Source organism: Johnsonella ignava ATCC 51276, from assembly GCF_000235445.1.
Classification (GTDB): Bacteria; Bacillota; Clostridia; order Lachnospirales; family Lachnospiraceae; genus Johnsonella; species Johnsonella ignava.
In genome coordinates this window covers 370,375-382,723 of record NZ_JH378830.1, presented here as the reverse complement: position 1 = coordinate 382,723, position 12,349 = coordinate 370,375, and the positions used below count along the sequence as shown (strand labels likewise).

The window sequence follows — 12,349 nt, the reverse complement described above, 5'->3', positions numbered from 1 at the left end:
TAATAATTTTTTTATTTTTGACATTAATTACCTCCTCTTTTTATAAAGCCTATTTCCTTAAGTTCAGCTTCGGCATAAGTTTCGAGAGCTATAATTATAATTACTGTAAGAAATCCCTCTATAACTGCAAGCGGAAGCTGTGTTGGGGCAAATACAAGTAAAAATCTGCCTGCTGATGCGATAACTCCGCCATCAGGCATAGGATATGCAAGTGCAAGCTGAAAGCTTGTTACTACATATGTAAGCAAATCACCTAAAAACGCAGCCATAAACACTGAAATATTTTTACCAACATTAAGTTTTCTACATAATTTGTAAACTATAAATGAGATAACTGGTCCTGCAATAGCCATCGAAAATGTATTTGCACCTAAAGTGGTAAAACCTCCATGTGCAAGTAGCAGTGCCTGAAATATAAGCACTATAATGCCGAGTATACTTACGGCACTGGGACCGAAAAGTATTGCGGCAAGCCCTGTTCCGGTCATATGTGAACAGGAGCCTGTAACTGAAGGTATTTTAAGCGAAGATAATACAAAAACAAATGCTCCGGACATCGCTACAAGTGTTATTGAATGCCGGTCCTTCTCTATTGTTTTTTTAATTGAAAAGTAACCTGCCACCAGAAACGGGATAGAAATAATCCCCCATGCAACTGCATATCCTACCGGAAGATAACCCTCCATTATATGCATGGCATGTGCATTAAAAGGCAGTGTAAAAACAAATGAGTATAACACTGCCAAAGCTATGAAAATTTTTTCCTGAATTTTCATACTTCCTCCTTTTATAATTAATATATAACAGCTGTATTGTAAATGTATTTTACAGCCTTGTTATCTTAAATAAAATTATATTAAATCAAATAGATGTTTAAACTCATCAATATTCCTTGCAGGCTTTGTTTTTGTATCTAAAATAAGCTTTGTTTTAAGTATTTCACAAATCTCCAAAAGTATAGGTTTCTTTAAATTAGCTTTATCAAGCACTTCTTTATCGGTAAAAACTGAAATAGGATCCGCATCTGCTATTATCATGCCATCATAAAATACAACTATGCGATCTGCCCATCTAAAAGCAAATTCGAGGTCATGTGTTGATATCACAAGAGTTCTGTTTTCAAAGGACATTTTTTTTAGATGTTCCTCAAATATATATTTATTTTGAGGATCAAGAAATGCTGTAGGCTCATCAAATATTATTATCTCAGGTTCCATAGCGATAATATCAGCTATACTGACTTTTTTCTTTTCACCTCCGCTTAGGTAATGAGGAGGTCGGTCTATAAGATGTGATATACCCATGTAGTTTAAGGAGTCATTTACCCTTTTTATAACCTCCTGTCTGTTAAATCCAAGATTTATAGGACCAAAACCTACCTCCGCTCTTACAGTTGAAGCGATTATCTGATTGTCTGCATCCTGAAACACTATACCGACATGGCGCTTAAGCTCTTTAAGATTTGATTTATTTATAAGCTTGTTTTTATAATAAATCTTACCTTCGTCCGCTTTTAAAACCCCGTTTATATTAAGAAAAAATGTTGATTTTCCTGAACCGTTAGCACCAAGAATAATCAATTTTTCACCCTCATGAATTTCAAGCGTTATACCTTTTAAAACTTTATGTCCTTTAGAATAGCTATAATGCAGGTTTTCTGCCTTTAATACGACTTCGCTCATAACTTGACTCCTTTCAGATACTTGACATGTACTGCCCATACGGCAAATACTGACAGTATATATACAAATGCAGCGACTATATGATGCAACCTGATTTTTTTTTCTTCCTGCAGGAAGTTCAAATCTCCGTTAAAACTTCGTGCTTCCATAGCAGTGTAATAATCATCAGCTTTTTTCAGTGAAGTTATAAACATATTGCCTGCCGTACTTCCGAAAGTTATAAAAGAAGACTTTATATTGTGATATCCAAGCCTTGAAAGTGCTGCATTTTTCATGTTTTCATGTACATCAAGCAATATAAATATAAACCTGTATATAAGATTCATAATCTCTATTATAAGTTTTGGAATACGCATGTTTTTTAATGCTGAAATAACCTCATATGACATGGTTGAAAGTATAAGTGCCTGCATTATACTTATACATGACAATGCCCTGACAGCAATTTTAAATGCTGCTGCAATCTGAAATTTTGAGCTATATATATAGAAAAAGCCTGCCTTTATATAAAACTCTCCTACCGGCTCAAATGATATTCCAAACGCTAAAGCAACCCCTGCAAATACTAGAAAGCCAAGCGGCATACTAAGAACAGATATATATTCAAAAACATCAAGTCCTCCAAGAAAAATATTTATAAAAAACATACTAAGCAGTACATATATACAAACATATATATCGTTCAATGATATTGTAATTATCAGCATATATACAGAGCATATAAGTTTATAATCCGGATTAAGGTATTTGAGCTTGGAATTAAAAGCATACATATCCATTGAAAAGCTGCCGCCATGCTTATGTGCCATAATATTCCTCCCATTTCTTCAGTCTTCAAATGCATAAAAATAACTGCCATATCTCAGGATAAAACAGGACAGGCAAATGCCCTCCCGAAAAGTCTTTAAAAGCTACCCGGAATATGACAGTGTAAGACAAATAAAGCTGTTAAATTTAAAATAAAAACAGCTTTATAGTATATAAATATATAAAATACAAATTTTTAAAATTTATATATGCAGTCAAGTTCCTGGGAGCGTAGAACTTATATTCATGCAAGTATGGATGTATCCTGACTTAAACTACAATATAGCTGTTGTATATGACTATATACATATGACAGATATATAAAAGATTACACCTTCCCGGCTAAAAACCAGTGGTTCTTTGTTTAATCTTAATTTGTTATCACAGTAGCGTCCCTGTGTGGGATTTTCACCCAGCTTCCTATGTAAATCGTAATATAATACCATGTCGGGCTTTTTTACCTGCCTGTTTAAAGTACTGTTCTGATTTACATAAAATCCACCTGCTTTATAGATACTACCACAATGCTTATCTAAAAGCAAGAAGCATGATTGAATTGTTGTAGTAGTATATGTAATTATTGGCAATTGTTATAAATCATAATATATGGCAAATATATATTAAAGCTGTTATAATACAGCTGTTATAATAAATAATATAGCAATAAAATTTAAGAAAGGTATGAAATAAGATATGGAGAATCTTCCTTATAATGAACAGGTTGATAAATATAATATACTTAAGCTGCGTCAGCTCAGCAGTCTGCTGCCACCTTATTGTAAGGCTTTTTTCAGAGGAATAGAACATAGAACGCAGTCAAGGACCCGTATAGCCTATGCTTATGATCTTAAGGTTTTTTTTACATTTTTGTTGAATACCAATCCTGAAATTCAAAAAAAATTTTCAGATATAAGCCAAATCACACTGGATGAGCTTGAAAAACTCACTAACGACGATTTTGAAGAATATATGGAATATCTTAAATATCGTGAGGAAGAGAGAAATATAATAAATAAGGAAAATTCAATAAAAAGAAAAATTTCATCTCTTAAAAGCTTTTTTAAATATTTTTATAATTCAGGTAAAATAAATGAAAATACCTTATCTAAGGTTTTGCTTCCTAAGCTTGTAGAAAAAGATATTATAAGACTTGATATAGATGAAGTTGCACTTATGATAGATGAGATTGAAAATGGGGATTCACTGTCTAAAAAACAAAAACAGTATCATGAAAAGACTAAAAAAAGAGATCTTGCTATAGTAGGACTGATGCTTGGAACCGGCATAAGGGTCTCCGAATGTGTAGGTCTTAACTTAAATGACATAGATTTAAAAAATGATGGTATACGTGTACACAGAAAAGGCGGTAAAGAAGTTACTGTATATTTTTCAGATGAACTTGAAAGTTTGCTTTTATCTTATCTTGCAGAAAGAAAACATATGGAAACTGCCAAAGGCCATGAAGAGGCTTTATTTATTTCACTTCAGATGAAGAGAATAAGTGTACGAAGTGTTGAAAAGCTGGTAAAAAAATATGCAAAGGCAGTTGCTCCTTTAAAAAAAATAACTCCTCATAAGCTTAGAAGCACTTACGGTACCAACCTATATAGAGAAACCGGAGATATATATCTTGTTGCTGATGTTTTAGGGCACAGTGATGTAAATACTACTAAAAAACACTACGCCGCACTTGAGGATGACAGGAGAAAGAAAGCCAGAAATGCAGTGAAGCTTAGAGAAGATAACATATCCTGACTGATAAACTGATAATCCCGTAAACACAAAGGCTGCCGTGCTGACAATACTATAAATAATAAACTTATAAATTTAATAATATTAAGATTTAATAATAAAATAACAGCCAGGCAGCTCTATGTATTACTAATAGTATGAAAGTATTAATAACTGATACTAATAATATACCGCTATTGTTAAAAATAAGCCCGGATATATATTTTCGGAATACATGCCGTTTATTTTCATTATAGTCTTTTTATATTCAGTTTTTGTTATTTCTTTATCAGTATTATATTTTTCATAAATTGTATCAAGCGTATCACCATACTCTATTTTTACATAAGTATAGTATACATTTTTTGAGTCCTCCGCTCTGCTCCTTGTATCAGTCTGTATAAAAAAGTATATTGTCATCATGGCTAAAGCAAGCATCAGAACAAAGGCGGTTAAGGTATTTTTATAACGTTTATTTTTATGATATTTATTTGGGTAATATTTATTTTTGTAAGTTTTCATTTTAACCTCCAAACAATACAAACATTTGTTCATACATAATACTATACGAACAAATGTTTGTCAACTGGTTTGGTTAAAATATTTTGAATTTAAATATTTATTGGAGCTAATTCATATTTATAAAGAATTTACAGGTTAAATTTAAAAACTTAATTTAAAAAGTTCAGTCAAAACAGTTTAATTAAAGAGTTATCGCTCCTTAATTTTTATATACTCATTAAACTGCCCTACATATTTAGTTGCAGGACGCATAATTCTGCCGTCATAAAGCTTATTTTCTATATTATGTGCCAGCCAGCCCACACATCTGGCACATACAAATAAAGGTGTAAATAATTCCTTCGGTATATTCAGCATCTCATAAGCGAAACCACTGTAATAATCAACATTATTTGCAATTGTAGTCCCTTTTCGCTCAAGTACAACCTTCTTAACAAGCTCTTCAAAAAGTAAATAAAACTCATATTCTCTTAGCCTGTCTTTTTCCTGTGCAACTTCCCTACAGAATTTTTTTAGAAGTTCTGCCCTCGGATCGCTTATAGTGTAAACGGCATGACCGAATCCGTATATAAGCCCGCTCTGATCATAAAAATCCTTATCAAGTATTCTATTTATTATATCACATATTACAGTTTCATCATCAGTGTAACCCGTTTCGTCAAGTATACATCTCATCATATTTGTAACGCTTATATTGGCTCCTCCATGCTTTGGTCCCTTTAGAGAGCCTATAGATGCGGTAATTGATGAGTAAATATCAGTTCCTGTTGAAGAGACCACAACATTTGTAAAAGTAGAGTTATTTCCTCCGCCATGATCAGCATGTAAAAGAAGCAGGGTATCTAAAAGAGCAGCCTCTTTAGATGTAAATAATTTGTCGGCTCTAAGCATATACAGGATATTCTCAGCAATTGAATATTCCGGATTTGAATAATGTATAAATAAACTTTCTCTATTATAGTAATGCATTTTACTGTGATAAGCATAACACATTATTGCAGGAAGCTTTGAAGCAATTGAAAGCCCTTTTACAAGGGTCGGAAAAACCTCAACATTGTCAGGTTCATCATCATAAGTATATAAATTCAGTACAGCTCTTTGCATTACATTCATCAGGTTGTTTCCCGGCATCCTTAAAAGACTTGCCTCAAGAAAATCATCAGGCAGTGTATACATGTCTCTTATGATTTTTAAGAATTTCTCAAATTCCTTTTTTGAAGGAAGGTATCCGAAAAGCAGTATAAACATAACTTCCTCATATCCGGTTGTCCCCTCAGGATGTTCATTGACTATATCATTTATATTATATCCCCTGTAATACAGACTTCCCGGTACATTATTTTTTACGCCATCTACCACCTCATATCCCACAACATCAGATACTTTTGTAAGACCTACTCTTACACCTGTACCATCCTCATTTCTTAATCCCTTTTTGACATCATATTCCTTGAACAGCTTATTTTTAATGTCGGTATAAACCTGACTTTTGCCAAAAGTTTGAGCTAAAAAATTCTCCATCATAAAAATTCCCCTTTATTAATATTTACAGCAATAAGCAGCTGCTTTATAGTATGGTTCTCTAATATACCAATCTACTTAATCACCAAGCATATCTCTTATAACAGTAGGTTTTCTGTAATTCCATTGTGAGATCTTAATACCGCTTCTGCGGCTTGCCGCATGTACTATCTGTCCATTTCCTATATACATGGCAACATGATTTATAGTACCTCTGCTGTTTGAATAAAAGATCAAATCTCCGGGACGCATCTGATCAGACGAGATCTTTTTTCCCATCTGTGCCTGCGAACCCGAATAGTGAGGCAGTGATACTCCGTAATTACCTAATATCTTCATAGTAAAGCCTGAACAATCACAGCCGTTTGTAAGGCTTGTTCCCCCCCATACATAGCGATTTCCAAGAAATTGAAGTGCATAATTTACAATCTGTGCCCTCCTTGACTGTGCTGCTATAGCCGCTTCCTCCACAGGCGAAAACTTAATTGCTTCATTAAGTGCATATCTTACATCAACAAAGTCAGTTGATACAAAGGCATTATTGTCATTTTCAAGCTCTATTTCAACCCAACCGTCCTGCTGTGAAACAACTATATATTTTTCACTGTTACTTATCTGTGTCCATATCTTGGCATCTGTATTAGGCTCAGCACGTACATTCAGTACATCAGTATTTACAATTGCCATAAGCTGTGCCTCAGCTATCGCCTCATCTTTTGCAGCCTGTCCAGTACGTATATAGTCGGATTTTACATAGCCCGTTATTTTACCTGAACGTATCTTATACCAGCCGTCAAGACTTTCAAGTATTTCTCCCCCGGCTTTGCTTGTCATCTTTCCTATAATTTTACCGTTTTCACTGGGTTCTTCTCTCACATTCAGATAACCCTGTACATCAGACATACCAAGATTATCATATAAATCAAGCACCATACTTCTAAGATCAAGCTTTCTTGCCTCAGCAAGCGTTTTTTTAATCTCGGCATATTCAGCCGACATATAGCCCTCAGGAACTTGAATCCATCCATTTTCATTTGATATTATTTCATATCTCTCACCCATATATGCATTTGACACTATTTCCGCATCAATAGCAGGCATTGCTCTTATATTTAGCTTATCTGCATTAATTACTGCCATATCCCTTACTTCACTTCTTGCAAGCTGCTTCGCATCATCGCCTGTTACAAGAAAAGTCTTATGTACATAACCTTCTATATTTCCGGATTTTACAAGGTACCACTCATTATTATCAGTATTTAATATATCACATGCACCGCCATCATAAAGCTTGCCTATAACATCTGCAAACTTATCAGGCTTTTCTCTTATATTTAAATATCCGTCGACTTTTGCTATCGCTATCTGATTATAACTGTCTATAACGCCCTCTATCTCTGCCGTAGCCTTTGCTTCTTCATCAAGTCTGCGTTTTTCTTCTTCCGACATCGCATCAGAGCTGCTGCTCTTTCTTGCATTTGACATAGTGGCAGTGCTGAATATGCCTCCTGATGTAAACGCTCTTACACCTATCACTGTAAAAAATATAAGTATCAAAATCGCCCCTGCCGTTATGGAACATTTTTGTATAAATATATGTCTCTTCCATTTAGGCATTGCCGCTATATCTGAAGGACGTGGTATTTTTTTTATAAGTAAAACGGGGTTTATAAGGTCAAAATTAATTCCAAAGCCTTTTGTAAATTTAGGCGGCTTTAAAAAAAATTTAAATTTTTTCTTTTTCTTCATTTAAATGTCTCCCAAAATATATCTAAAAGCATTTCAGGAATATCTCTATAAAATATACCTAAAAACAGCTCAAAATCTCTATGTAAAATATAAAAAATAACTCCTTTTAAAGCATAGTAAAATATACTTTGCCTTATTTTACAACTTATTTTACAAAAAATCAAATACTATACCTACACAGCTTGTATATATAAGACTTTTCTGTTAAAATCTATCCTGGTCATTTTGTAAATTCGGCAGTAAGTGCAGGGATATTGAAAGGAGAAATAATGACAGAAAAACTAGTCCAAAAATTAACCGGATTTTTCGGGAAATTTCTATCGAAACATATTACAATATTTTTAATATCAATGTTTCCGATACTTGAACTCAGGGGCGGACTGCTTGCTGCGGCAGGTCTTGGGGTAAATCCGTTTGAAAGCTATATAATATGTGTTATAGGCAATTTTATTCCTATACCTTTCATACTGCTTTTAATAAAATCTATAATAAACTGGATGCTTAAAAGTAAAATTAAATTTTTAAATTCATTCGCTTCATGGCTGCATAAAAAAGCAGATAAAAATAAATCACAGATTGAAAAGTACGGCTTCTGGGGTCTTGTACTTTTTGTAGGTATACCTCTGCCCGGAACAGGTGCATGGACGGGGGCACTTATTGCCAGTATGCTTGAAATGGATAAAAGACAGTCATTTCTTGCAATATCTCTGGGTATATTTATGGCAAGCATAATAATGATGATAATTTCATTTGTTATACTTGGCAGATTTATATAATCTAAAGGAAACGATGATTAAATCATCGTTTCCTTATTTTTATACATCAAAAGACAGTTCTAAATGTATATACTCAAAATCACATAATAATATAAATCACTTGCAGTTTTTCACTATAGAAACAGATGAAGTTAAAGCTAAAAACCCCCTTATGTATAAAACAAAGGGGGAATACCTTTTTATTAAACAGATGCTTCATTTAGTCATTATTTTTTTATACACCAAAAAGACAATGGATAATTATAAAATCAAGCTTTTTTATAATACTCTGATATTATTCTCCATTATCTCTTTGATTTAATCCAGTCCATAGTTTTGTCTTCTATCTGTTCTTTAAAAAATCAGGTATAACAATCTGCACTTCTTTATTTGTCCTAGGCTTAAATGCCGGTCTTGAAACATCATTCTGACTCTGTTCGTCAGAAACTGTATTCGCATTATCAGAACCGCCTCTTATAAATGATGGTGCAGTCGGCTGACTGTCAATACTTTGTAAAGTTGAAGCGGACTGTGCAGATGCTCCTCGTCTTGCATTAATTCCCTTAACAAGATTATTTGAAGAAGCGGCAGACTTGTTTTCAAGTCCGGTAGCAATTACAGTGATGCTTGTTTCATCCGGTACACTGTCATCATACATAGCGCCGAACATAATGTTTGCATCCTCTCCGGCAAGCTCCTGTACATAACTTGCTGCTTCATTTGCCTCAATAAGGCTGATATCACCGGAAATATTAAAGATAACATGGCTTGCACCTTCAATCGTTGTTTCAAGAAGCGGCGATTGTATTGCCTGCTTAACTGCATCAAGAGCCTTGTCATCTCCCTTTGCATAACCGATTCCTATATGTGCAATTCCCTTGCCGCTCATAGCGGTCTGCACATCTGCGAAATCAAGATTTATAAGTGCAGGAACATTAATAAGGTCAGTAATACCCTGAACTGCCTGCTGCAGTACTTCATCAGCTTTCTTTAAAGCTTCAGGCATGGTAACACGTCTGTCAACAATTTCAAGAAGCTTATCATTAGGGATGATAATAAGAGTATCAACCACCTCTCTTAGTTTTTCTATTCCTTGAAGAGCATTAGCCATTCTTTGTTTTCCCTCAAAGCTGAAAGGCTTTGTAACTACTCCAAGTGTAAGTATTCCTAAATCCTTTGCAATCCTCGCTATTACAGGTGCAGCACCGGTACCGGTTCCTCCGCCCATACCGCAGGTTACAAAAACCATATCCGCACCTTTGAATACATTCGCAAGATCTTCAGTATTTTCTTCAGCGGCTTTCTGTCCTACATCAGGTTTGGCTCCTGCACCAAGTCCTTTAGTAAGCTTTTCACCAATCTGCATAAGTGTGGGTGCCTTACAGAGCTGAAGTGCCTGTTTATCAGTATTTACACCGATAAATTCAACACCCTCAATGCTTCCTTCTATCATGCGGTTTACCGCATTATTTCCGGCACCGCCTACCCCTACAACAATTATTTTGGCAGCGTTTTCCGTGTCATTTATCTTTATTTCTAACAAATCAATTTCCTCCCGTAAAATATTCTTGGGATATCTAGCGATAGCCAACTTATATGATAAATGTTTTTGATAAAAATTTCAACAGGTTTCTTATAAAACTTTGCATAAAATTTAATTTACAGCATTTGTGGTATTCTTTTTCTTAAAAGTATATGCTGTAGTTTTATCTCTGGTTACACTATAGGTGTCAAGATACAGAGTTCCCTCAAGGCCTGTTATCTTAGGAAGCATATCTTTTAATTCAGCTACTTTTCCGTCAATATTTTCTGAATTTCCAAGCACCACCTCAATTTCTCCCAGGGTAAGAGATGTTTCATCTGAAGAATTAATTTTGATTTTATCGGCATGGACTCCGTATACGGAAAGTACCTGTGTAAGATTTAAAATTTCCGTAAATACCTTCTTATCCTCAACCGGAAGAGCTTTATATAAACTGACACTTCCAAATTTAAGCCCGGTTACAAGAGGCACTTCTTCAAGCACCTTATCAGAGCTTTCAACAACGACTCCGTCTTTATCAAAATACATACGTGAATTCATATATAACACATAAGCAACTATACTTTTTTCATACACTATAATCTCAGCTTTAAAAGGGCCTGTTATTGTAACTGAATAATCCTGCACAAAAGGAATTTCAACCTTTTTTTTATTTATAATATTCATAAGACATACTGCTGTATTTCTTGACATATCATCCTTGAATATAAAATTTTCAATTTCTTCACCGGTATACCATGCATTTCCACTTACAACTACCGTTTTTATCCTTATATTAAGCAAAATAACAATAAGCAGTAAAGGTATACTTATAATCCAGAACCATTTACTCTTAATTACGGACATATATAAATTCATAAATAAAACACCTCATGGTTAATAATCAAGTTTTATACTTCTTGAAACACTAAGTACAATACCCATTTCAAGCATTAAAAACAGCACTGAAGTACCCCCGTAACTTATAAACGGCAGAGTAATTCCTGTATTCGGAAGCACTCCGGTTACAACCGCTATATTTAATAAAAGCTGCACCGCTATATGGGTCATTACACCTGCAACTATAAGTGAACCGTATAAGTCGGGGGCTGAAGTTGCTATAACCATAAACCTGTACATAAGAAATATAAAAAGCATTACAGTACACACTGCTCCAAACAGTCCAAGTTCTTCACATATTATAGTAAATATCATATCATTTTGTGCCTCAGGTATATAACCGAGTTTCTGCATACTCTCACCAAGACCTTTTCCCATAATTCCTCCCGAACCTATTGCATAGATCCCCTGAAGCACCTGGAAGCCGCCTTCAAGCGAATATTTCTGCGGATTTACCCATACAAGTATTCGTTTAAGCCGGTAATTATTAAGCAATGACGATGATGCAAATTTTGTTACTATAATAGGTATTATTTTTAACATTAGTCCAAAAGCAATAAATACAGCTACATGCAGCATATACAGCGAAGTTGTTATAAATGTCATGCCATATACTATACCGCACATTATAACGCCTGCACTTAGATTCGTTACCGCTATCATTAATATAAGCGGTCCTGTAAAAAGTCCTATTTTAATAAAACCGATGAAATTGTTCATTTCTTTGCCCATATCCGTGATGAAATAAGCAAGAAATATAATAAGTGCAAGTTTTGCAAATTCAGAAGGCTGTATTGTAAATTGTTTGCCTATACCTATCCATCTTTTCTGCCCGTTAAATTCCTTGCCTATAAAGAATACGAGTATATTTAATATATAGGCGATAGTCAGTATAATTCCTGCTGATTTTATGATCTTATGGTAGTCAATAAACGAAACTATAATCATAAGTATAAGCCCCAGTACTGCGATTATTCCCTGTCTGAGCATGTAATAATAAGGAGCTTTTTGCAACCTTACCTGTGCAGCATAGGAGCTTGCGGAATAAATCATGACTATTCCGAACATAGTAAGGAAAATTACTGCAAATACAAGGCTGTAATCATAAAAATACTTCACCTTTTTCTTTTTGGCATCAGACATAATCATGACTCCTTCCA

11 protein-coding genes and 1 riboswitch are annotated in these 12,349 nt (G+C 34.3%); of the genes, 2 read left to right on the top strand and 9 right to left on the bottom strand.

From position 1 onward, the window contains the following. Positions 1-23 precede the first annotated feature (23 nt). The 3 genes from HMPREF9333_RS04185 to cbiQ all read right to left on the bottom strand — a co-directional run bounded on the left by HMPREF9333_RS04185 (position 24) and on the right by cbiQ (position 2,491). Positions 24-776 carry an energy-coupling factor ABC transporter permease gene (locus tag HMPREF9333_RS04185; RefSeq protein ID WP_005540024.1) on the bottom strand — a complete coding sequence of 251 codons (753 nt, stop codon included), beginning with the start codon at positions 774-776 and terminating at the stop codon, positions 24-26. Between the two features lie 75 nt (positions 777-851). Next, the gene (locus tag HMPREF9333_RS04180; RefSeq protein ID WP_005540022.1) at positions 852-1,682 is read right to left on the bottom strand and encodes an energy-coupling factor ABC transporter ATP-binding protein; all 831 of its coding nucleotides are present in this window, start codon (positions 1,680-1,682) and stop codon (positions 852-854) included. Then, complete coding sequence (gene cbiQ / locus HMPREF9333_RS04175; RefSeq protein WP_005540020.1) at positions 1,679-2,491, bottom strand: cobalt ECF transporter T component CbiQ; 813 nt, start codon at positions 2,489-2,491, stop codon at positions 1,679-1,681. Before cbiQ ends, HMPREF9333_RS04180 begins: the two co-directional genes overlap by 4 nt. 237 nt (positions 2,492-2,728) lie before the next feature. Continuing rightward, a riboswitch (cobalamin riboswitch) is annotated at positions 2,729-2,951 on the bottom strand. A gap of 231 nt (positions 2,952-3,182) precedes the next feature. Between cbiQ and HMPREF9333_RS04170 the strand changes: the two genes are divergently transcribed. Beyond that, positions 3,183-4,244: a tyrosine-type recombinase/integrase gene (locus HMPREF9333_RS04170; protein ID WP_005540018.1), complete on the top strand. Its 1,062-nt coding sequence runs from the start codon at positions 3,183-3,185 to the stop codon at positions 4,242-4,244. 156 nt (positions 4,245-4,400) lie between these two features. On the opposite strand, the gene HMPREF9333_RS04165 is transcribed toward HMPREF9333_RS04170, so the two are convergent. The 3 genes from HMPREF9333_RS04165 to HMPREF9333_RS04155 all read right to left on the bottom strand — a co-directional run bounded on the left by HMPREF9333_RS04165 (position 4,401) and on the right by HMPREF9333_RS04155 (position 8,012). Next, positions 4,401-4,742, bottom strand: coding sequence for a LysM peptidoglycan-binding domain-containing protein (locus tag HMPREF9333_RS04165; protein WP_005540016.1), 342 nt, complete (start codon positions 4,740-4,742; stop codon positions 4,401-4,403). A gap of 189 nt (positions 4,743-4,931) precedes the next feature. Then, positions 4,932-6,266 (bottom strand): citrate synthase, encoded by a 1,335-nt coding sequence (locus HMPREF9333_RS04160; protein ID WP_005540014.1) that lies wholly within the window; start codon positions 6,264-6,266, stop codon positions 4,932-4,934. A gap of 75 nt (positions 6,267-6,341) precedes the next feature. Continuing rightward, entirely contained in the window at positions 6,342-8,012 is a 1,671-nt protein-coding gene (locus tag HMPREF9333_RS04155; RefSeq protein ID WP_005540013.1) for a C40 family peptidase, read from the bottom strand. Between the two features lie 269 nt (positions 8,013-8,281). On the opposite strand from HMPREF9333_RS04155, the gene HMPREF9333_RS04150 reads away from it, so the two are divergent. Continuing rightward, positions 8,282-8,788 carry a COG2426 family protein gene (locus HMPREF9333_RS04150; protein ID WP_005540012.1) on the top strand — a complete coding sequence of 169 codons (507 nt, stop codon included), beginning with the start codon at positions 8,282-8,284 and terminating at the stop codon, positions 8,786-8,788. A gap of 322 nt (positions 8,789-9,110) precedes the next feature. On the opposite strand, the gene ftsZ is transcribed toward HMPREF9333_RS04150, so the two are convergent. The 3 genes from ftsZ to HMPREF9333_RS04130 form a co-directional block, all read right to left on the bottom strand. Continuing rightward, the gene (gene ftsZ / locus HMPREF9333_RS04140) at positions 9,111-10,310 is read right to left on the bottom strand and encodes a cell division protein FtsZ (protein ID WP_040882169.1); all 1,200 of its coding nucleotides are present in this window, start codon (positions 10,308-10,310) and stop codon (positions 9,111-9,113) included. Positions 10,311-10,421: 111 nt separating this feature from the next. Beyond that, positions 10,422-11,168: a cell division protein FtsQ/DivIB gene (locus HMPREF9333_RS04135; protein WP_005540010.1), complete on the bottom strand. Its 747-nt coding sequence runs from the start codon at positions 11,166-11,168 to the stop codon at positions 10,422-10,424. Positions 11,169-11,186: 18 nt separating this feature from the next. Further along, complete coding sequence (locus HMPREF9333_RS04130) at positions 11,187-12,332, bottom strand: FtsW/RodA/SpoVE family cell cycle protein (protein ID WP_005540009.1); 1,146 nt, start codon at positions 12,330-12,332, stop codon at positions 11,187-11,189. Positions 12,333-12,349: the final 17 nt, after the last annotated feature.

What these genes read in the sequence shown, in the direction of transcription:
- HMPREF9333_RS04185 (WP_005540024.1), bottom strand. Translation starts at nt 776, where the DNA reads ATGAAAATTCAGGAAAAAATTTTCATAGCTTTGGCAGTGTTATACTCA.
- HMPREF9333_RS04180 (WP_005540022.1), bottom strand. Translation starts at nt 1,682, where the DNA reads ATGAGCGAAGTCGTATTAAAGGCAGAAAACCTGCATTATAGCTATTCT.
- cbiQ (WP_005540020.1), bottom strand. Translation starts at nt 2,491, where the DNA reads ATGGCACATAAGCATGGCGGCAGCTTTTCAATGGATATGTATGCTTTT.
- HMPREF9333_RS04170 (WP_005540018.1), top strand. Translation starts at nt 3,183, where the DNA reads ATGGAGAATCTTCCTTATAATGAACAGGTTGATAAATATAATATACTT.
- HMPREF9333_RS04165 (WP_005540016.1), bottom strand. Translation starts at nt 4,742, where the DNA reads ATGAAAACTTACAAAAATAAATATTACCCAAATAAATATCATAAAAAT.
- HMPREF9333_RS04160 (WP_005540014.1), bottom strand. Translation starts at nt 6,266, where the DNA reads ATGATGGAGAATTTTTTAGCTCAAACTTTTGGCAAAAGTCAGGTTTAT.
- HMPREF9333_RS04155 (WP_005540013.1), bottom strand. Translation starts at nt 8,012, where the DNA reads ATGAAGAAAAAGAAAAAATTTAAATTTTTTTTAAAGCCGCCTAAATTT.
- HMPREF9333_RS04150 (WP_005540012.1), top strand. Translation starts at nt 8,282, where the DNA reads ATGACAGAAAAACTAGTCCAAAAATTAACCGGATTTTTCGGGAAATTT.
- HMPREF9333_RS04135 (WP_005540010.1), bottom strand. Translation starts at nt 11,168, where the DNA reads ATGAATTTATATATGTCCGTAATTAAGAGTAAATGGTTCTGGATTATA.
- HMPREF9333_RS04130 (WP_005540009.1), bottom strand. Translation starts at nt 12,332, where the DNA reads ATGTCTGATGCCAAAAAGAAAAAGGTGAAGTATTTTTATGATTACAGC.